This is a genomic window from Pseudomonas mucoides (genome assembly GCF_015461845.1).
Classification (GTDB): Bacteria; Pseudomonadota; Gammaproteobacteria; order Pseudomonadales; family Pseudomonadaceae; genus Aquipseudomonas; species Aquipseudomonas mucoides.
The window spans coordinates 253,138-273,243 of sequence record NZ_JACOPW010000007.1 but is presented as its reverse complement, the minus strand read 5'-3'; the positions used below and the strand labels follow the sequence as shown (position 1 = coordinate 273,243).

Here is a 20,106-nt window from a genome sequence, read left to right as displayed (position 1 = left end):
CTTTTGCCCCGCATCCAGCTACTATCAAGCCAGTTTTGAATGAGGGGCCTTTGTGAAAGCCAGATCCGATGAATTGCAGATTTTCGTCTGCGTGATTGAATGCGGGTCGATTTCCGCTGCCGCCGAACAGGTCGGGCAAACGCCTTCGGCGGTCAGTCGCACGCTGTCGCGGCTGGAGGCCAAACTCGATACCACGCTGATCAACCGCACCACACGACGCATGGACCTGACCGAAGAGGGCAAGTACTTCTTCGAGCACGCCAAGCGGATTCTCGATCAGATGGACGAGCTCGAAGAACGCCTCAACTCACGCCAGCAAACCCCGTCCGGGCGGCTGAGGATTAACGCGGCGTCACCGTTCATGCTGCACGCAATCGTGCCGTACATCGACGAATTCCGCCGTCTCTACCCGGACATCCAGCTCGAACTCAACAGCAACGATCTGATCATCGACCTGCTCGAGCAAAGCACCGACATCGCGATCCGCATCGGCACGTTGGCCGACTCGACCTTGCACGCTCGCTCGCTGGGGTGCAGTCCACTGCACATCGTCGCCAGCCCGGCCTACCTCGAGCAACACGGCGCGCCGCAGGCAGTGGCGGACTTGAGTAAGCATGCGTTGTTGGGTTTTACCCAGAACGAAGGTCTCAACCAATGGCCGTTGCGTTACGTGCATGGAGATCGCTGGCCAATTGAGGCGTCGATCAGTGCCTCCAGCGGCGAGACGATCCGCCACCTGGCGCTGGAAGGCCAGGGCATTGCCTGCCTGTCGCACTACATGACCATCGAAGATATTCGCGCCGGCCGTTTGCAGGTGCTGCTGGCGGACTTCAACAGCGGCTATCGCCAGCCAATCAACGCGGTGTACTACCGCAACTCGCAACTGGCCCTGCGCATTCAGTGCTTCCTCGACTTTATTCAGGGCAAATTGGCGTTGTATGCGAACTCGGATTTCAAAGGCTGATTCGTGATCCCTGCGCAAGAGTGAATTGGGTCAGAGGGGATTTTTCGTCAGAGATCACTCCTTGATACTCGTCGCATCACTTATTCACGCAGGGAGTTTCTCCATGAACGTATTCGTCACCGGCGCTGCAGGTTTCATCGGCGGCTCCATCGCCACCGGTCTGATCCGCGCGGGCCACAAGGTCACCGGCCTGGTGCGTAGCGAAGCCCAAGCCAATGAGTTGAGCGCGCTGGGCATCACCCCGGTGATCGGCACGCTGGACGACAGCGCACTGCTCGCCGAACAGGCCCGTGCGGCCGACGCCGTGATCAACGCCGCCAGCAGCGACCATCGCGGCGCGGTGCAAGCGTTGCTCGACGCCTTGCGCGGTTCCAACAAAGTATTCCTGCACACCAGCGGTTCGAGCATCGTCGGCGATGCCTCGGGCGGTCACGCCAGCGACGTCATCTACTTCGAAGACAAACTGCCGGCACCGACCGTCGACAAGGCCGCCCGCGTGGCCATCGACAACCTGATCCTCGCCGCCGCGAACGATGGCGTGAACTCGGCGGTGATCTGCAACACGCTGATTTATGGCCATAGCCTGGGCGTCAATCGTGACAGCGTGCAATTGCCGCGCTTGCTCAAGCAGGCGCGTAAAAGTGGCGTGGTCCGGCATGTCGGCCCGGGTCAGAACATCTGGTCCAACGTGCACATCGAAGACGTGGTGTCCCTGTACCTGCTGGCACTGACCAAAAATGTGCCGGGCACGTTCTACTTCGTTGAAAGCGGTGAAGCGTCGTTCTTCGACATGACCACCGCGATTGCCCACGCGCTGGAGCTGGGCGCGCCGCAAGACTGGCCGCTGAAAGACGCCGAGGCCGAGTGGGGGTATGAAATGGCCAACTATGGCTTGGGTTCCAACAGCCGGGTGCGCGGGAAAAAGGCGCGTGAGTTGCTGGGCTGGGCGCCGAAGCGGGTGTCGGTGATTGAGTGGATTCGGGACGAGATGGTTTGAGTTCGCTCTAAATCGTGTCGCGGCCATCGCGGGCAAGCCACGCTCCCACAGGGGATTTGTGAACGACGCAAATCCCTTGTAGGAACATGGCTTGCCCGCGATGGCATTTGCGAAGGCCCAACAACTGGCCGGGCTGCCCGCAATTCCGTACCATCCGCGCACTTTCTTCTCGTCACTCCCTGCGTGCGATTCCCTCATGAAACCAAAACGTCTACGCGCCGATGTCCTGGCCGGGCTCACGACCTCTTTCGCCCTGCTGCCCGAATGCATCGCCTTCGCGCTGGTGGCTCACCTCAATCCGCTGATGGGTCTTTACGGGGCGTTCATCATTTGCACCCTGACCGCGCTGTTCGGCGGTCGGCCGGGCATGGTGTCCGGGGCTGCAGGTTCGATGGCGGTAGTGATCGTCGCGCTGGTGGTGCAGCACGGTGTGCAGTATTTGCTGGCCACCGTGTTGCTCGGCGGGTTGATCATGCTGGCGTTCGGGTTGCTGAAACTGGGCAAACTGGTGCGCATGGTCCCGCACCCGGTGATGCTCGGTTTCGTCAACGGCCTGGCGATCATCATCGCCCTGGCGCAGTTGGAGCATTTCAAAAACGGTGACACCTGGCTCAGTGGTACGCCGCTGTACATGATGACGGGGCTGGTGGCCGTGACCATGGCCATCGTTTACCTGCTGCCGCGCCTCACGCGTGCGGTGCCGCCGGCACTGGTGGCGATTCTCGGTGTGGGGCTGGCGGTGTATCTGCTGGGCTTGCCGACCCGTACGCTGGGCGACATGGCGCACATTGCCGGGGGCTTGCCGACCTTTGCGTTGCCAGACATTCCCTGGAGTCTGGACACCCTGCGCATCATCGCGCCCTACGCGATTTTGATGGCGCTGGTCGGCCTGCTGGAAACCCTGCTGACCTTGAACCTGACCGACGAAATCACCGAGAGCCGCGGCTTCCCGGATCGTGAGTGCGTGGCGCTGGGCGCGGCCAACATGGTCTCTGGCGTGTTCGGTGGCATGGGCGGTTGCGCGATGATCGGCCAGACCGTGATCAACCTCAGTTCCGGCGGTCGCGGTCGACTGTCCGGGGTGGTTGCCGGGGTGTTGATCCTGCTGTTCATTCTGTTTCTGTCGCCGCTGATCGAGCGCATTCCGCTGGCGGCGCTGGTCGGGGTGATGTTTGTGGTGTCACAGCAAACGTTCGCCTGGGCCTCGTTGCGGGTGGTGAACAAAGTGCCGTTGAACGACGTCTTGGTGATCATCGCGGTGACGGTGATTACGGTGTTCACCGATCTGGCCACCGCCGTGTTGTGCGGGATCATCATCGCCGCGCTCAACTTTGCCTGGCAGCAGGCCCGGCAGCTGTACGCCGACAGTCATCTGGAAAACGACGGCAGCAAACTCTACCGGGTGCATGGCACGCTGTTCTTTGCCTCGACCACCCCCTTCCTCAATCAATTCGACCCGGCCAATGATCCTGCCCACGTCACGCTGGATTGCCGGCATTTGAGCTTCGTCGATTACTCGGCCATCTCTGCGCTGGATACGTTGCGCGAACGCTACACCAAGGCCGGCAAGCACCTGCGCGTGCTGCACCTGTCGGAGCGTTGCAAGAAACTGCTGAAACGCGCCCGGGTGAATCACGACTGAGACTTCCTCGAGATCATTCCCACGCGGCGCGTGGGAACGATCAGCATGAAAATTCGCCTGTCGGATTTTCATATTCACCGACCTCGCATATCTCTCAGCGACAACCCTTACCCCTGTACGAAAATAACTTTCACCTCGTTTGAAAATCACCTCTCGAAATGTTTTAAGAGTTTCACAATCCATTCGACGTGACCCTTTCGAGGAGTACCGCATGACCCTGTCCTTCGGCTATTGGCTGCTGGTGTATGCCGCCATCGCCATCATTGCGCTGATCGTGCTGATCGCCCGTTACCGACTCAATCCCTTCATCGTCATCACCCTGGTGTCCATCGGCCTGGCCTTGCTGGCCGGGATGCCGGCGTCCGGCGTGGTCGGCGCTTACGAGGCGGGCGTCGGCAAAACCCTGGGGCATATCGCGTTGGTGGTGGCGCTGGGCACGATGCTCGGCAAGATGATGGCCGAGTCCGGCGGTGCCGAGCAGGTGGCGCGGACCTTGATCGACCGATTCGGCGAAAAGAACGCGCATTGGGCGATGGTCTGCATCGCGTTCCTGGTCGGGTTGCCGCTGTTTTTCGAAGTCGGTTTTGTATTGCTGGTGCCGATTGCCTTCACCGTGGCACGCCGCGTCGGCGTGTCGATCCTGATGGTCGGTTTGCCGATGGTCGCCGGTCTCTCCGTGGTTCACGCCCTGGTGCCACCGCACCCCGCAGCGATGCTGGCGGTGCAGGTGTATGGGGCGTCGGTCGGGCAGACGTTGATGTACGCGATTTTGATCGGCATTCCGACGGCAATCATTGCCGGGCCGCTGTACGCCAAGTTCATCGTGCCACGCATTCAATTGCCGGCCGAGAACCCGCTGGAGCGCCAATTCCTCGACCGCGAACCGCGCGACAGCCTGCCGGGCTTCGGCATCACCATGGCGACTATTTTGCTGCCGGTGGTGTTGATGCTGATCGGTGGCTGGGCCAACCTGATTTCCACGCCGGGCAGCGGCTTCAACCAGTTCTTGCTGTTCATCGGCAACTCGGTGATCGCCCTGTTGCTGGCGACCTTGCTGAGCTTCTGGACCCTGGGTATTGCCCAAGGCTTCAGCCGTGAATCGATTCTAAAATTCACCAATGAATGCCTGGCACCCACGGCGAGCATCACCTTGCTGGTCGGCGCCGGCGGCGGCCTGAACCGGATTCTGGTGGACGCCGGCGTTACCGATCAGATCGTCAGCCTGGCCCACGAATTTCAGTTGTCGCCGCTGATCATGGGCTGGCTGTTCGCCGCGTTGATGCGCATTGCCACCGGTTCCGCGACGGTGGCGATGACCACGGCTTCGGGGATTGTTGCGCCGGTGGCGATTGGGCTGGGTTATCCGCACCCGGAATTGCTGGTGTTGGCGACCGGTGCCGGCTCGGTGATTTTTTCTCACGTCAACGACGGCGGCTTCTGGTTGATCAAGGAATACTTCAACATGACCGTGGCCCAGACCTTCAAGACCTGGACGGTGCTGGAGACCATTATTTCCGTGGTCGCTTTCGGCCTGACCGTGGGCCTTTCCTACCTGATTTAACCGGAGTCGCCTGCCATGGACATCCTTTATCAGATCCGCGCCCGCCAGGATTCCTTCAGCGCCGGTGAAGGGCGTATCGCTCGCCTGATGCTCGACGACGTAGGGTTTGCCTCCGCTGCCAGCCTCGATGAGCTGGCGCTGAGGGCGGAAGTCAGTACCGCCACGCTGTCGCGGTTCGCCCGCACGGTGGGCTGCCGCGACTTGCGTGACTTGCGCCTGCAACTGGCCCAGGCCAGCGGCGTCGGCAGCCGCTTTCTCGACCCGGCGGGCACCCCCGATCAGTCGGCGTTTTACGGGCAGATCGTCGGTGATATCGAGTCGACCTTGCGCCAGCATCTGTCGGCGTTCGACGAGTCGCGCTTCGCCGATGCGGTGAAGCTGCTGGGCAAGGCGCGAATGATTCACGCGTTCGGCATGGGCGGCTGCTCGACTTTGTGCAGCGATGAACTGCAGGTGCGCCTGGTGCGATTCGGCTACCCGATTGCGGTGTGCCACGACCCGGTAATGATGCGCGTCACCGCCGCCAGCCTTGATGCCGGCCGGGCCGTGATTGCCTGTTCGTTGACCGGCATTACGCCTGAACTCATTGAAGCCGTCGAACTGGCCCGCAGTTACGGCGCCCGCATTGTCGCCATCACCCGGGCCGACTCGCCGCTGGCGCAATTGGCCGACGTGCTGTTGCCGCTGCAAGGCGTCGAAACCTCGTTTATTTACAAACCCACGGCGGCGCGCTACGGCATGCTGCTGGCCATCGACGTGCTTGCCACCGAGCTGGCGCTGGCCAATCCTGAAGACAATCAAGAACGTCTGCGGCGGATCAAACTCGCCCTCGACGATTACCGCGGCGGCGACGATCACTTGCCGCTGGGAGACTGACATGCAGTACGACACGCTGATTCGCAACGCCCTGATCATCGACGGCAGCAATGCCCCCGGTTATCCCGCCGACGTGGCAATCCTGAACGGCCGCATCGAGCGCATCGGCGACTTGCACGACGCCACTGCCAGCGAAGAAATCGACGCTGCCGGTCGCGTGCTGGCGCCGGGTTTCATCGACGTCCACACCCATGACGACACGGTGGTGATCCGCCAGCCAGAGATGCTGCCCAAACTCAGCCAGGGCGTGACCACGGTGATCGTCGGCAACTGCGGAATCAGCGCTTCGCCGGTGAGTTTGAAGGGCAATCCGCCGGACCCGATGAACCTGCTCGGCACGGCCGCAGCATTTGTTTATCCGACCTTCAGCGACTACCGCGCGGCGGTCGAAGCGGCGAACACCACGCTGAACGTCGCCGCACTGGTCGGTCACACGGCGCTGCGCAACAATCACCTCGACGACCTGTTTCGTACCGCCACGCCAGACGAAATCAGTGCGATGCGCGAGCAACTGCGCGAAAGCCTGGAGGCCGGAGCATTGGGCTTATCCACAGGCCTGGCGTACGCCAGCGCCTTTTCGGCCTCCACCGAAGAAGTGATGCAACTGACCGAAGAGCTGACGGCATTCGGTGCGGTGTACACCACCCATTTGCGCAGTGAGTTCGAACCGGTGCTAGAGGCCATGGACGAGGCGTTCCAGATCGGCCGACATGCGAAATCCCCTGTGATCATTTCCCACCTCAAATGCGCGGGCGCCGGAAACTGGGGGCGCAGTCCGCAATTGCTGGCCTCCCTCGAACACGCGGCGAAAACCCATCCGGTGGGCTGCGACTGTTATCCCTATGCGGCGAGTTCTTCGACACTGGACCTCAAACAAGTCACCGATGCCCATCGCATCACCATCACCTGGTCCACCCCGCACCCTGAAATGGGCGGTCGCGACCTGATGGACATCGCCGCCGAGTGGCACCTGTCATTGCTCGACGCCGCCCGCCAATTGCAACCGGCGGGCGCGGTGTACTACGGAATGGATGAATCAGACGTACGAAGAATCCTCGCGCATCCGCTATCGATGGTCGGCTCTGACGGATTGCCGGAAGACCCGTTCCCGCATCCACGCTTGTGGGGCGCATTCCCACGGGTTCTGGGACATTTCAGTCGCGATGTCGGGTTGTTTCCGCTGCACACCGCGGTACACAAAATGACCGGGCTGTCGGCGGCGCGGTTTGGCTTGAAGGCGCGCGGAGAAATCCGTGAAGGGCATTGGGCGGATCTGGTGTTGTTCAATCCGCTGACCATTCGCGACGTGGCGGACTTCAACGATCCGCAACGAGCGGCAGAAGGGATTGACGGCGTGTGGGTCAACGGCGTGTTGAGTTACAGCGACGGGCAGGCGAACGGTAAAAGGGAAGGGCGGTTTCTGGCGCGGGAAGGGGATTTGCGGGGCGGGTTTCAGTAAGCATTTTTTGCGGACCGTCGTACTGATGGCACATTGCGATTAAAGAAAGCCACTCCCAAGCCGAAGCGCTGACATTCAGTGGATTTTGGCGTGCGTCGCCCAGGGAGTTTCATGTACCGCATTTGTTTGTTCGTTGCCGTTACGTTATTGGCGGGTTGTGTCAGCCCACAGGCACGCCGGGCGGCGGAAGCCGAGACGTTGTTCAACGGCGTTCTGTCGAAGCCTCTGGTCAGTGATTCGATCATGCGTGAAGGCGATGTCCTGAGTTTCCAGATCAGCCATTCCGGCAATGCCCAGGCGGCGGCAGGGCTGGTATTTCAAATGGAAGCTTCCTGTACATCTGATCGGGCCACCTTGCTCTATCTGGGCGGTGGCGGCCGGATGTATCCAGGTCTAAATGCTCACCAGTATTCGACGGGCAGAGCGGTTCCGGCCAACGTGCTCGGGGTGCTGAAAAGCAACCCGGATTTCATCAAGGCGTGTGCCAGTACTCCAGCCTCGGATTGGCGTGTCGTCAAAGGCAGCGGCGAGGATCAATGGGTATTGATTGATCGCAACAGCCTCAAGAAGGACGGTGCCGAACTGAGATTCTGGGCGGCCTACGATAATCCTTTGATTGGTTTTGATGCGCCCTACGACGCGCCCTATGCCCAGAAACGCGAGCGGTATGCGGTCGATTGTGGCAAGCAGACGTATCGCGTGGTGGCGGGATACGATCTGGACGCCAACAACACCGTCACAGATGGCCAGGATGCCGTTGCACTGACGGCCACGGCGATTAGCGGCAGCAACGACGACTATAACCAGCTGTTCAAATTGGCCTGCGATAAACCGGAGTCGGCAGCGCAACTTCCGAAGTTCGTTGCCCGTGCGAAGAAAACCGCGCCAGTGACCCTGGCGCCGCTTTCCCCTGCTGTCGCATCGGCCATCAAAAACCTGAACATGCCGGTTGCCGTTAAACCGCTCAGCTATGTGGAAGTGGCAGGGCAGTCGACTTACAAGGCCAAGACCACGGACATGCGTGAAGAGCGTTTTATCGGTATCGATAGCGCTTCGCAGCAGATGACCCTGCGTTTGTCAGGGACCCATTACGAGAGCGATGCAGTGTCCTTTCACGGACTGTTCGATCTGGCGAAATTGAGTCGATTCGGCGTCTCGAAGGGCCCTTCGATGAAAGACAGTTCCAGTGTCATCAACTTGAGTTTCACCGGCGACTGGCAGCATATGCCGATCAACGAGCGGTTGAACTACAACGCGACGGTCCGCAGCACCAACACACTGTTCGGCAAAGTCGAGGAGCGTCAAGACAGTAACGATTGCACCGTCATTCGCGAGCTGCCGGCCAGCGAACTCAATGTCACCTTGAGCGGTTCAGCCAAAGAGTTGACCTGCAGTAAAAAAGACGATGAGTACAAACGGCTCAATACCTACTATTACTTGTCGGATTATGGTTACTTCTTCTTTGCGCGCACTGGCAAGAACAGCTTCTACTACAGTGATCTCGCGCTCAAGACGCTGCGTTGATCCGATCATTTGAACCAGACACATGGCCCGCTGAACACGGGCCCTTCCCACTGGCGAGAACACTCCTATGAGCTTCGGCAAAACCACCCCGATCCTGCGGATTTTCGATGAACGCAAAGCGATAGAGTTCTACGTCGACTTCCTCGGCTTCAAGATCGACTGGCAGCATCGTTTCGAAGCGAACTTCCCGTTGTACTTGCAGGTGTCTCGCGGCGAATGCGTGTTGCACCTGTCCGAACACCACGGCGATGCGACGCCGGGTTCGGCCTTGCGGATCGAGACGGATGAGCTTGAGGTGTTCCAGCAACAGTTGATTGCCAAGGAATACACGTTTTCGCACCCGCAGATTCAGGCCATGCCGTGGGGCAGCCAGGACATGACCATTGCCGACCCGTTCGGTAACCGGTTGGTGTTCACCAACGCGATCAGCCTCTGAGCGCAAACGTTGTAAGCGGAACAAAGAAGCCCGCTGCCGAACCCTTTTGGTTTGGCAGCGGGCTTTTTTCGTTCGTGGAAGCAGTGATCAGTCAGTGGGCACTCATTTATCCAGCACTTGATTGACCGCCATTTCCGCCACCATCACCACTTGGGCGATACCTTGCGCGGTTTTGCGGTGCGAGCCTTCGAGCAACGCGGCGAAGTCGTTGAGCATGACGGTGGCTGAGCCCAGGGTTTCACAGGCATCGGTCAGCAAGGGTTCGGTGCCGGACGCCGGGTTGGCCATGTAGAGGCGATTGGGTTGGTAGGGCTTTGTCATGACGTGGGAGGCCGGAGGGCCCAAATAGTGATTGAGTGCGCGCTCGGCGGCTTCGTGGAGTTTCTTTGATTCCGGTGTTTCGTAGGGGGATGCCGGATCGGTGTCCGGTGGGTTTGGCGTAACTTTGAACATGGGGGACTAACCTCTAATAAGGCTGCGTCCATCTCGCTGCTAAACGAAAGGGTGGCAGCTGTGCGCAAGTTAGCAGACCGGTAGTCACCCAAACCCGGCGCACCCGAAGGTGCCATGCGCACAGCCACCATCAAGCGCAGGCAAATGCCTGACTGGATGAGACTTGTACGGCCGGGCAACTATCCGGGCTGCTAAACCCGATCACTGGGAATCAGTGACGCGATCCACGTTACCGAGCAGCCCCCAAGCGCACAAGCCGGCGGATTCTGGCGCAGTCGTAGGCAGCGGCGCAAGGATCTGTGGGTGTTGTCGCGTAACGCCGAGTGTCTTTAAACAGGTGCAATGAAAGACGTTTACTGCGCTGTTGCGACTGACGCTTTCGCGAGCAGTCACACCCGGTAAGTCTGCCGAAACTCGCCGGGCGGCATCCCGCGCCGGCTCTTGAACGTACGGTGAAACGAGCGCGGTTCGGTGAAACCCAGGTACTGAGCGATGTCCTGAATCGGCAGCGTGCTGTTGAGCAGGTAATGCTCGGCCAGTTCCTGGCGCAGGTCATCGAGGATTTGCTGGTACGAGGTGCCGGCCTGATGCAACTGGCGTTGTAGCGTGCGCACCGACACGGCGAGATGCTCGGCCACTTGCTCCTTGCGTGGCAGGCCTTCCTTGAGCAACTGACGCAGGATGCTTTTGACCCGCTGCTCCAGCGACGCGTCCTCCAGTGTGGCCATCAACCCCTGCGCATGTTCTTCCAGGGTGCGCAGCAATTGCGCATCGGCCTGGCGCAACGGCAACTGCAAATACGGCAACGGCACTATCAGCGCCGAATAAGGTTGGTCGAACAGCACCGGGCAATCGAAGAACTGCTCGTATTGCGCCAGCGTCGCCTCGGCCGGGAGTGCATGTTCCAGCCAGACGGCGGCCGGTGACATCTGTGTATCCGCGATCCAGCGCGCGTATTGCAACCAGGAACCGAGCACGTTTTCGACCAGGTGCCGGCGAATGCGCGGGCGTTGATAGCGGCAGGTCCAGATCAGGTGCACGTTGCTGTCCTGCACTTCGGCGCGGCTGACGCCCATGTCGCCCACCAGTTTCTCGAACGGCATGATGCGGCTCATGGCATCACCCAGGGTCGCGCAGTTCATGGTGATGTAACCCAGCACGCTCCAGGAGTTGGGCAACACAAAATGCGCGGCGTTGAGACCGAACAGCGGATCGCCCGAGTGTTCGCAGAAATAATCGAGCAAGCGTTCATGGGCCTCACCCGGCAACCGCAGGCTGTTGTCACTCAACTGCTGCGCCTGCAACCCGGCCGCCGCCAACGCAGGCTCGATGGCCATGCCCAGCTGTTCGGCATGACGCAGGTATTTGAGCAGCGGCGGAACGGAAGTGAAGCCCAGGGATTGCATGATCGTATTCCTTTGATCAAGGCCCGCGTGCGCGGATGAATGCGCTGAAAGGTAATTTGAAACCACGGCTAAAGTAAATGGCTGACACTTGCGCGACGTTTGACTCAATTGGCTACTCGAACTGGCCGGATGCGACCGTGACACTTTCGGGCAGCTGACTAGTATGGGGGCCTGAAATATCACCAATAAGAACCGCAAAAGGACACACGCATGCGACGCTGGAACGGCTGGGGAGATGCAACCACGGTGGTCGAACTGCCGGCACAAGGCGCGAGTTTTCTCGCCGAGCGGCTGGGAGACGGTCGAGCGCTGCCCGATGCCACGCTGGAGGCGGCATTGGCCCGTGTGCCCGCCTCGCGGTTGCAGGAACACGCCTTATACAGCGTGCAATCGCATGATCGTTTGCTGCATGCCCGGGGGCAGAGCCTGCCGGACTGGCTGGCGTTGCGTGAAGGCGCGCTGGGGAATTATCCCGACGCCGTGGCCTTTCCCGAGACGGCCGAACAGATCCGCCAATTGCTCGCGCTCGCTCATGAACAGGACGTGTGCCTGATTCCTTATGGCGGCGGCACTTCGGTGGCCGGGCATATCAATCCACCGGATTCCGCACGGCCCGTGGTCACGGTGTCCCTGGCCCGGATGAATCGCCTGCTGGACCTCGACGAACAGAGCTTGCTGGCCACCTTCGGCCCTGGCGCCAGTGGGCCGCAGGTGGAAAGTCAGTTGCGCGCCCGGGGGTATACGCTGGGGCATTTTCCGCAGTCGTGGGAGCTGTCGACCCTCGGTGGTTGGGTCGCCAGTCGCTCCAGTGGCCAACAATCGTTGCGCTACGGGCGTATCGAGCAACTGTTCGCCGGGGGGACTCTGGAAACCTTTGCCGGGCCGTTGGAAATCCCCACGTTCCCGGCCTCGGCCGCCGGGCCCGATCTGCGCGAAGTGGTGTTGGGTTGCGAGGGCCGATTCGGGATTATTTCCGAGGTCAAGGTTCGGGTCAGCGCATTGCCCGCCGATGAACGTTTCTACGGTGTGTTTCTGCCCAGCTGGACCAAGGCGCTGCAAGCCATCCGCCAGTTGGCCCAGGCGCGGGTTCCGCTGTCGATGCTGCGCTTGTCCAACGCGGTGGAAACCGAAACCCAACTGGCGTTGGCCGGTCATCCGCAGCAGATCGCCTGGCTGGAAAAATACCTGTCGCTGCGCGGTGCCGGTGAAGGCAAATGCCTGCTGACGTTCGGCGTGACCGGTAATCGCCGGCAAAATGCGCTGTCCCTGAGCCAGGCCCGCCAGCACCTCAAGGCATTCGGCGGGGTGTTTACCGGCACCTTGCTCGGCAAGAAGTGGGCGCAGAACCGTTTTCGTTTTCCCTACCTGCGCGAGAACTTGTGGAACGCCGGTTATGTGGTCGACACACTCGAAACGGCCACCGACTGGAGCAACGTCGACAACCTCCTGACCCTGATTGAAGCCAGCCTGCGCGACGCCTTGGCGGCTGAAGGTGAACGGGTGCACGTGTTCACTCACCTGTCCCACGTCTACGGTGAAGGCTCGAGCATCTACACCACCTATGTGTTTCGCCCGGCGGCGGACTATCCCGCGACCCTGGCCCGCTGGCAGGCGCTCAAGCACGCGGCCAGTCAGACCATCGTCGACAACCATGGCACCATCAGTCATCAGCACGGCGTGGGCAAGGACCACGCGCCGTACCTGCTGCGCGAGAAGGGCGTGCTGGCGATGGACACCCTGCAGGCGCTGAGCCGGCATTTTGATCCGGCCGGGCGCCTGAACCCCGGCACGTTGTTGCCGGAGTGACGGCCATGAGCCCGAACTGGAACGCCGCGTGGCGCCAGCAAATGCTGCCGACGCTGGCGGAGGAAACCTGGGACCTGATCGTCATCGGCGGCGGCATCAGCGGCGCCGGTATCCTGCGCGAAGCCGCGCGTCGTGGCTGGCGGTGCCTGCTGCTGGAGCAACGCGATTTTGCCTGGGGCACCTCCAGCCGATCCTCGAAAATGGTCCATGGCGGTTTGCGGTACATCGCCAAGGGTCAGTGGCGCCTGACCCGCGATTCGGTCCGCGAACGCCAGCGCCTGCTCGACGAAGCGCCGGGGCTGGTGGAGCCGATGAGTTTCATGATGCCGCATTACCGTGGCGGCTTTCCCGGACCGCGAGTGCTGGGAGGGTTGTTGTTGATCTATGACGCGCTGGCGGGACGGCGTAGCCATCGCTTCCATGACGCGCAACAACTGCGTTATCTGGCGCCGGGGGTAAAGGAACATGACCTGCTGGGCGGCACCTGTTTTGTCGATGCGCTGACCGATGACGCCCGTTTGGTGATGCGCGTATTGGGGGAGGCCCGGGCCGATGGCGCCGTGGTGCTTAACGGCGTGCGCGTGCAGCAATTGCTGCGTAAGGAAGGACGCGTTTGCGGGGTCCAGGTGGAAGACTGCGAAGGTGGCGCGTCGATGCAATTGCATTGTGCTGTGCTGGCCGTGGCCACCGGTGCCTGGGCCGAGCGCTTGCGCCTGCCTGATGCCCCGCGTCAGTTGCGCCCGTTGCGTGGCAGCCATTTATTGCTGCCGGGCTGGCGCCTGCCGGTGGCGCAAGCCTTCACTTTTCTGCACGAGCGCGACCGTCGCCCGGTGTTCGTTTTCCCGTGGGAGGGCGCGACGGTCGTCGGCACCACGGACCTCGATCATCAGGGCGATCTGGACCAGAGTGCGAGTATCAGTGCCGAAGAACTCGACTATCTGCTGGCGGCCTGCACTCAACAATTTCCCCAAGCCGAAGTAGTCGCCGCGGATGTGCTGTCGACCTGGTCCGGGGTGCGCCCGGTGGTGGGCAGCCCTGCAGGTGAACCTCAAGGCAAACCCTCGAATGAAACCCGCGAGCATGTACTGTGGCAGGAGCCGGGTTGCGTGACCCTGGCCGGCGGCAAGCTGACCACCTTTCGCCCGCAGGCCATCGAAGTGCTCAAGGCCTGCGCGAGCATGCTCGACCGTCCCTTCAATGATGACGCCGCGCCGGTGTTTGCCGTGGTGCCGCCGCTGGCGATTCCAGGGCTCTGTGGCAACCAGTGGCGGCGCCTGGCCGGGCGACATGGCCGTGACCTGCCGAGGCTGGCGACACTGATCGCGGAATTGGGTCATGACAGCGTGGGCGCCACGGACACCTTGTGGGCGGAACTGGCGTTTGCCTGTGAGACGGAAATGGTGCTGCACCTGGATGACTTGCTGCTGCGTCGAACCCGTCTGGGCCTGTTGCTGCCGCGCGGTGGCGAGGAATACTTTGCGGCCATCCGCCAACTCTGCCAGCCACGACTCGGTTGGGATGATGAGCGTTGGCAGCAGGAGTTGCAGCGCTATCAGGCGTTATGGCAACGCCACCACGGTTTACCCGGCAGTCGCGTTGAGCACCCGTAACCCTGTAGCAGCTGGCGAGCGCAACGAGGCTGCGTTCGGCGGCAAAGCCGTCGCAAAACCACCACCCTGGTGTTTCAGAAAAACTTCGGGGGCAGGGATTGCGAGAACGTTGTTCTCGAACGCAGCCTCGCTGCGCTCGACAGCTGCTACAGGGCTACGGGCTACGGAAAATAAGAATTCAGGAATGTGCGCGACCCATGCCCATTGAAGAGAGCTCCATGGATAACCACCCGAACAAGCGTTACCTGTTGGCCATCGACAATGGCACCCAGAGCGTGCGCGCGTTGCTCTTCGACCTGCAGGGTAATTTGCTGGGCAAAGGCAAGGTCGAGTTGCAGGCCTATTATTCGTCTCAACCCGGTTGGGCCGAGCAGGACCCGGAGTATTACTGGGCGAAACTGGGCGAGGCCTGTCAGCAGGTGTGGCAGCAAACCGGTATCGATCGCTCACAGATTGCCGGCGTGTCCCTGACCACCCAGCGCGGTACGGTGATCAACGTCGACGCCCAAGGCAAGCCGTTGCGCCCGGCGATCCTCTGGCTCGATCAACGCCAGAGCGAAGTCGAAGGCGGGATCAAGGGGCCGTGGGGCTGGCTGTTCAAACTGGTCGGCGCGCAAGCCACCGTGGATTATTTTCGCGCCCAGGCCGAGGCCAACTGGATCGCCCGCCACCAGCCTGAAGTCTGGGCGGCGACCGACAAGTTTTTGCTGCTCTCGGGGTTTCTGACTCATCGCCTGTGCGGGCGTTTTGTCGATTCCGTGGGCTGTTGCGTTGGCTACTTGCCGTTCGATTTCAAACGTCTGAAATGGGCCGCGCCCAGCGACTGGAAATGGCAGGCGCTGGCGGTGCGGCCCGAGCAGTTGCCGAGCCTGCACAAACCCGGTGAAACCCTGGGTTTCATCACCGCTGAAGCCAGCCGTCACACGGGCATTCCCGAGGGGATTGCGCTGATCGCGGCGGGTGCCGACAAGGCCTGCGAAGTCGTCGGTTCTGGCGTCGTCGATGCAGACACGGTGTGCCTGTCCTATGGCACCACGGCGACGATCACCAGCACCCGGTCGCGCTACCTGGAAATCGTCCCGTTGATTCCGCCTTACCCGTCCGCATTGCCGGATCAATACAACTGCGAGGTGATGATTTATCGCGGCTACTGGATGGTCAGCTGGTTCAAGAACGAGTTCGGCCTGCGGGAAATGCAGCAGGCCAAAGCGCAGGGCATCGAACCCGAGCAACTCTTCGATGCGCTGGTCGACGCTGTGCCGCCGGGGTCGATGGGGTTGATGCTGCAGCCCTACTGGTCGCCGGGTATCCGTGAGCCGGGAGTGGAGGCCAAGGGCGCGATGATCGGCTTCGGCGACGTGCATACCCGCGCGCACATTTACCGGGCGATCCTCGAGGGGCTGGCGTATGCCTTGCGCCAGGGCATGGAGAAGATCGAGAAACGTTCGAACATCTCGGTCAAGCGTTTGCGCGTTGCCGGTGGTGGTTCCCAGAGTGATGCGGCGATGCAGCTCACGGCGAACATTTTTGGCCTGCCGGCCGAGCGTCCGCATGTCTATGAGGCGTCCGGTCTGGGCGCGGCAATTTGCTGCGCGGTGGGGTTGGGTCTGCACGCGGATTTTCCCACGGCGATCGCGGCCATGACTCGGGTGGGGGCAGTGTTCATGCCGCAACCCGAGGCGCAGCAGATTTATGAGCGACTGTACAAAGAGGTTTACCTGCGCATGTACCGCCAGCTCAAGCCGTTGTACCAGAGCATCCGCAAAATCACGGGTTACCCCGCTTAGCCGACCACCTCAAATCCCTGTGGGAGCGAGTTTGCTCGCGATAGCGGCGCGTCAGTCACCATCGATGTTGACTGTCACACCCGCATCGCGAGCAAGCTCGCTCCCACAATGATCTTCGGTGTTTTCTGCACCGGGGCGTGGCGCTATCGGAGAACTTTTCTGGTGAGATTGGACAGTGTCAGGGGCAGGGTCGGTTGTTAGGCTCAACCCCACTGCTCATCCAATAAGAACCAAAAGCAATGAAGCTGACATTCCTCCTGTTGCTGCTTTGTGGAACGGCACCGATGGCGTGGGGCTGGTCCAACCATACGGTCGGCAGCTACCTGGCGTTGCAGGATCTGCCGGCCTTGCGCGATGCCCCGCAGGTCGAGGTTGAGCCGTTGGAGCAGTTTCTCGCGCATCAATACCCGGCCGTTTCTGCGCTGCTGGACGAACAGGAACGCTTCGCCCGTGAGCACTTCGCCCACTACCCGCCGCGCCCCGACAACCTGAAATTACCCGCCATGCCTGGGGACAATCTGCGCCATGACTTCCTCACCGCGCTGCGGATCAATCCGCGGATTCATCTGGCGATGGTTATCCAGCCGATGCCCGGCAAGGACCTGCCCGAGCGAGAACACCTGAAGGCCGAGCAGGTCATGGTTGAACAGACCCTGTCGCCGTGGAATCGCCAGCGTTTCATCCGCGTGGCGGACGGAGAAAAAGTTGCGCCCCTGGCCGTGTTGGCCAGCGCCGCCGAGGAGCCTGATTACGGCCACGACATCAACCTGTTCAACGACAACCCAGGCGAGGTGGGCGCCTTGTACGGCTTCGGCCCGCAGCCTTTCGGCGATGCGCGGTTTCCGTACAGTTCCCAGGCGCCGTTTCATATGGGGTTCTTCCATGAAAGTGCGGTGGTGTATGCCGCGGCCGGATTTCTTCAGCGCAGCTGGCCGGACTGGCGCGCCTACCAATACATGGGGTTGGCGCGACTGGCGTTTGCCAGCGGCCATCCTTACTGGGGTTATCGTTTTCTCGGCTGGGGCCTGCACCACGTTCAGGACCTGACCCAGCCTTATCACGCCAAAGCACTGCCCGGCGTCGAGCTCGCGAGTCTGCTGTTGCTGGAAAGCAAGGCGCTGGCCGGCTTCGATGCCGACAAGCATGCCGCCATTGAACGGGTCGCCACCCGGCACACGGAAGTGGAAAAGTATCAGTCGACCTGGCTTCGGCGCCTGCTGCGCGCCGGCCAGGCACATCCGATGCTCGACGCTTACACGGACTCTGCACAGGACGCCGGTTACCCACCGTACTCGGTCGACTACCTGCGCGAAGTGGTGAGCGCCGAGTCCGCCGACGAATCCGCAGCGTTTGATGAAGCCATCGGGCAGTGGCTGGAGACCGCCCCGATCACCCGCGATTTCAGCGCCGGTAACCAGGTGCAGCGCGAAGACTTCGACCATCCGGCTCTGAACCAACAGCTGTTCAAACTGCTGGGGCATTTCGGTGCGCACAGCCGGATATATGTCGATGCGGGATTGGCGCCATAGCCATCGCGGCAACGTCGCCTACTCACACAGGCAGCATAAAAACAATAAAACCAGGGAAGAGGAACAGATCATGAGAACCCGATTTCGCCTGTCTGGCGCGGCGCTCCCCGGCGTCGGCCTGGCAGGGCTGCTGCAACTGTGCGCAGTCGACGGCGTGCAGGCCGAGGAATTCAGTGTGCTGGACAATCAGGTCACCGGCTCGTTCGACAGCACGTTGTCCTATGGCCGCTTGTGGCGGGTCCAGGGCCGGGACAAGAACAACGACGACGTCAACACCAACGACGGCAATCGCAACTTCGACACCGGGCTGGTTTCCGAGGTGTACAAGATCACCTCGGAGCTTGAGGCCAACTATCAGAACTACGGGATGTTCATGCGCGGCACCGCGTTCTATGACACCCAACTGATGGACAAGCGCAACGATTACTACCGCAACAACAACCCCTCACAACCGAGTCAGAGTTACCCGCAGGACGACCACTTCACTGGCCAGACCCGCGATATCGCCGGCAGCCGGGTGGAGATGCTCGACGCTTACCTCTATGGAAACTGGGACGTCGCGCAGATGCCGGTCACGGCCCGTATCGGCCGTCAGGTGTTCAACTGGGGCGAGGGGATTTTCTACCGTGGCGGGATTAACACCACCAACCCGGTGGACGCCGCCAAGTACCGTTTGCCCGGCGCTGAAGTCAAGGAAGTGCTGGTGCCGGTGGAAGCGCTGAGCTTCAACATCGGCCTGACCGACACCCTGACCATGGAAAGTTTTTACCAGACCAACTGGAAGGAAACCCGCATCGACCCGGTCGGTACGTTCTACTCGCAGACGGACCTGTTCGCCGATGGCGGCAACACCGGCTACAACAACTTTACCGATACCGCGCTGGACACTCCGGTGCCCGGTTTCGGCAACGTGATCGGTTTGTACAGCGCGCTGGGCAACAACCCGTTGCTCAATCAGACCCTGAGCACCACCGGCCTCTACGCCAACGGGGTCACGCCGACCTTCGGCAATACCGTCAAAGTGGCCTCGGTCGGCAAGGATTACAACGCGCGCAATGACGGCCAGTTCGGGTTCGCGTTTCGCTACATCGCCGAACAACTCAACAGCACCGAGTTCGGCGTGTACATGGTCAATTACCACGCCAAGGAACCGACCATTTCCGCCAATCTGGGTGGGTACAAAGGCATCGACATGAATGCCCTGACCAACCTGTTGACCGGTGTCGCCGGCAGTCAGGCGGGGCAACTGGCCAACGGTCTGGCGACCGTGGATGTGCTGGGCAATATCCAGGCGCATCGCCGTTACGCCGAAGACATCCGCATGTACGGCTTCAGTTTCAACACCACCCTGGGCCAGGCATCGGTGTTCGGTGAAGTGGCCTATCGGCCGAACCTGCCCATCGGCGTTGCGGCCACCAACGACCTGATCGGCGACCTGGCCAACGGCGCTGCCGCCGCAGCAGCCGGTCAGACCATCAACATTGGCGGTCAGCAGGTCACGCTCGCCAGCCAGATCAATAACGCCGAGCGAGTGGAAGCGTTCAACACCTCTCTGGGCACCATTTACAACTTTGGCCCGAGCTTGTCGTTCGACTCGATGTTCGGGGTGTTCGAACTGGCGTCCGAGCACCTGCGCGGCAGCAGCCTGCATTACACCGCTTATGACGGCAGCACGCGTTACTACGCGGGCACCGGCAACTTTTCCTATGTGTCCGGCGGTGATCGTGCCGACCAGGTCAACCGCGACTCCTACAGCTACACCGCGATGATCAACGGCACCTGGAACGACGTGTATGCCGGGGTCAACGTCTCGCCTTACGTCGTCTACAAGGACGACTTCCAGGGCAACAGTTATCAGGCGGGCAACACCATCGAGGGCCGCAAGGCCTACACCCTGGGGATCAAGGCCAACTACCAGAACAAGCTGGAGGCCGAGCTGCAATACACCGAGTTCTACGGCGGCGGGCAGGACAACGGCCTGCGTGACCGCGACAACGTCGGCTTCAACCTCAAGTACTTCTTGTAAGCGCCATACACAAAACCCCTGTGGGAGCGA

Annotated in this window: 15 protein-coding genes; 13 read left to right on the top strand and 2 right to left on the bottom strand. The window is 61.1% G+C overall.

The window, feature by feature from the left end; translation table 11 throughout:
* The first annotated feature begins 52 nt into the window (after positions 1 to 52).
* The 8 genes from H8F22_RS26060 to H8F22_RS26025 all read left to right on the top strand — a co-directional run bounded on the left by H8F22_RS26060 (position 53) and on the right by H8F22_RS26025 (position 9,459).
* The gene (locus H8F22_RS26060; RefSeq protein WP_027924397.1) at positions 53 to 964 is read left to right on the top strand and encodes a LysR family transcriptional regulator; all 912 of its coding nucleotides are present in this window, start codon (positions 53 to 55) and stop codon (positions 962 to 964) included.
* Between the two features lie 103 nt (positions 965 to 1,067).
* Positions 1,068 to 1,961 carry an NAD-dependent epimerase/dehydratase family protein gene (locus tag H8F22_RS26055; RefSeq protein WP_194940854.1) on the top strand — a complete coding sequence of 298 codons (894 nt, stop codon included), beginning with the start codon at positions 1,068 to 1,070 and terminating at the stop codon, positions 1,959 to 1,961.
* A gap of 196 nt (positions 1,962 to 2,157) precedes the next feature.
* Positions 2,158 to 3,603 (top strand): SulP family inorganic anion transporter, encoded by a 1,446-nt coding sequence (locus H8F22_RS26050; RefSeq protein ID WP_194940853.1) that lies wholly within the window; start codon positions 2,158 to 2,160, stop codon positions 3,601 to 3,603.
* Positions 3,604 to 3,814: 211 nt separating this feature from the next.
* A complete protein-coding gene (locus H8F22_RS26045; protein ID WP_027924400.1) occupies positions 3,815 to 5,164 on the top strand; it encodes a GntT/GntP/DsdX family permease in 1,350 nt (449 codons plus the stop codon).
* A gap of 15 nt (positions 5,165 to 5,179) precedes the next feature.
* Complete coding sequence (locus H8F22_RS26040; protein ID WP_027924401.1) at positions 5,180 to 6,040, top strand: MurR/RpiR family transcriptional regulator; 861 nt, start codon at positions 5,180 to 5,182, stop codon at positions 6,038 to 6,040.
* A 1-nt stretch (position 6,041) separates the two neighbouring features.
* The gene (locus tag H8F22_RS26035; RefSeq protein WP_194940852.1) at positions 6,042 to 7,499 is read left to right on the top strand and encodes a D-aminoacylase; all 1,458 of its coding nucleotides are present in this window, start codon (positions 6,042 to 6,044) and stop codon (positions 7,497 to 7,499) included.
* Between the two features lie 111 nt (positions 7,500 to 7,610).
* Positions 7,611 to 9,023, top strand: coding sequence for a hypothetical protein (locus H8F22_RS26030; protein WP_050590208.1), 1,413 nt, complete (start codon positions 7,611 to 7,613; stop codon positions 9,021 to 9,023).
* A gap of 67 nt (positions 9,024 to 9,090) precedes the next feature.
* The gene (locus tag H8F22_RS26025; protein WP_027924404.1) at positions 9,091 to 9,459 is read left to right on the top strand and encodes a glyoxalase superfamily protein; all 369 of its coding nucleotides are present in this window, start codon (positions 9,091 to 9,093) and stop codon (positions 9,457 to 9,459) included.
* Between the two features lie 102 nt (positions 9,460 to 9,561).
* On the opposite strand, the gene H8F22_RS26020 is transcribed toward H8F22_RS26025, so the two are convergent.
* Positions 9,562 to 9,912 carry a DUF6124 family protein gene (locus H8F22_RS26020; RefSeq protein ID WP_194940851.1) on the bottom strand — a complete coding sequence of 117 codons (351 nt, stop codon included), beginning with the start codon at positions 9,910 to 9,912 and terminating at the stop codon, positions 9,562 to 9,564.
* A 389-nt stretch (positions 9,913 to 10,301) separates the two neighbouring features.
* Positions 10,302 to 11,318, bottom strand: a complete 1,017-nt coding sequence (gliR, locus tag H8F22_RS26015) for an AraC family transcriptional regulator GliR (protein WP_027924406.1) — start codon at positions 11,316 to 11,318, stop codon at positions 10,302 to 10,304.
* Positions 11,319 to 11,528: 210 nt separating this feature from the next.
* Between gliR and H8F22_RS26010 the strand changes: the two genes are divergently transcribed.
* The 5 genes from H8F22_RS26010 (at position 11,529) to H8F22_RS25990 (ending at position 20,076) form a co-directional block, all read left to right on the top strand.
* On the top strand, positions 11,529 to 13,124 hold the full coding sequence (locus H8F22_RS26010; protein ID WP_027924407.1) for an FAD-binding oxidoreductase: 1,596 nt from the start codon (positions 11,529 to 11,531) through the stop codon (positions 13,122 to 13,124).
* A gap of 5 nt (positions 13,125 to 13,129) precedes the next feature.
* Positions 13,130 to 14,734 carry a glycerol-3-phosphate dehydrogenase/oxidase gene (locus H8F22_RS26005; protein WP_194940850.1) on the top strand — a complete coding sequence of 535 codons (1,605 nt, stop codon included), beginning with the start codon at positions 13,130 to 13,132 and terminating at the stop codon, positions 14,732 to 14,734.
* A gap of 218 nt (positions 14,735 to 14,952) precedes the next feature.
* Complete coding sequence (locus tag H8F22_RS26000; RefSeq protein WP_027924409.1) at positions 14,953 to 16,521, top strand: FGGY-family carbohydrate kinase; 1,569 nt, start codon at positions 14,953 to 14,955, stop codon at positions 16,519 to 16,521.
* A gap of 239 nt (positions 16,522 to 16,760) precedes the next feature.
* Complete coding sequence (locus H8F22_RS25995; RefSeq protein WP_194940849.1) at positions 16,761 to 18,050, top strand: phospholipase; 1,290 nt, start codon at positions 16,761 to 16,763, stop codon at positions 18,048 to 18,050.
* Between the two features lie 70 nt (positions 18,051 to 18,120).
* Entirely contained in the window at positions 18,121 to 20,076 is a 1,956-nt protein-coding gene (locus H8F22_RS25990) for a DUF1302 domain-containing protein (RefSeq protein ID WP_194940848.1), read from the top strand.
* Positions 20,077 to 20,106: the final 30 nt, after the last annotated feature.

What these genes read in the sequence shown, in the direction of transcription:
- H8F22_RS26045 (WP_027924400.1), top strand. Translation starts at nt 3,815, where the DNA reads ATGACCCTGTCCTTCGGCTATTGGCTGCTGGTGTATGCCGCCATCGCC.
- H8F22_RS26025 (WP_027924404.1), top strand. Translation starts at nt 9,091, where the DNA reads ATGAGCTTCGGCAAAACCACCCCGATCCTGCGGATTTTCGATGAACGC.
- H8F22_RS26005 (WP_194940850.1), top strand. Translation starts at nt 13,130, where the DNA reads ATGAGCCCGAACTGGAACGCCGCGTGGCGCCAGCAAATGCTGCCGACG.
- H8F22_RS26035 (WP_194940852.1), top strand. Translation starts at nt 6,042, where the DNA reads ATGCAGTACGACACGCTGATTCGCAACGCCCTGATCATCGACGGCAGC.
- H8F22_RS26030 (WP_050590208.1), top strand. Translation starts at nt 7,611, where the DNA reads ATGTACCGCATTTGTTTGTTCGTTGCCGTTACGTTATTGGCGGGTTGT.
- H8F22_RS26010 (WP_027924407.1), top strand. Translation starts at nt 11,529, where the DNA reads ATGCGACGCTGGAACGGCTGGGGAGATGCAACCACGGTGGTCGAACTG.
- H8F22_RS26050 (WP_194940853.1), top strand. Translation starts at nt 2,158, where the DNA reads ATGAAACCAAAACGTCTACGCGCCGATGTCCTGGCCGGGCTCACGACC.
- gliR (WP_027924406.1), bottom strand. Translation starts at nt 11,318, where the DNA reads ATGCAATCCCTGGGCTTCACTTCCGTTCCGCCGCTGCTCAAATACCTG.
- H8F22_RS26000 (WP_027924409.1), top strand. Translation starts at nt 14,953, where the DNA reads ATGGATAACCACCCGAACAAGCGTTACCTGTTGGCCATCGACAATGGC.
- H8F22_RS26055 (WP_194940854.1), top strand. Translation starts at nt 1,068, where the DNA reads ATGAACGTATTCGTCACCGGCGCTGCAGGTTTCATCGGCGGCTCCATC.
- H8F22_RS26020 (WP_194940851.1), bottom strand. Translation starts at nt 9,912, where the DNA reads ATGTTCAAAGTTACGCCAAACCCACCGGACACCGATCCGGCATCCCCC.
- H8F22_RS25990 (WP_194940848.1), top strand. Translation starts at nt 18,121, where the DNA reads ATGAGAACCCGATTTCGCCTGTCTGGCGCGGCGCTCCCCGGCGTCGGC.
- H8F22_RS26040 (WP_027924401.1), top strand. Translation starts at nt 5,180, where the DNA reads ATGGACATCCTTTATCAGATCCGCGCCCGCCAGGATTCCTTCAGCGCC.
- H8F22_RS25995 (WP_194940849.1), top strand. Translation starts at nt 16,761, where the DNA reads ATGAAGCTGACATTCCTCCTGTTGCTGCTTTGTGGAACGGCACCGATG.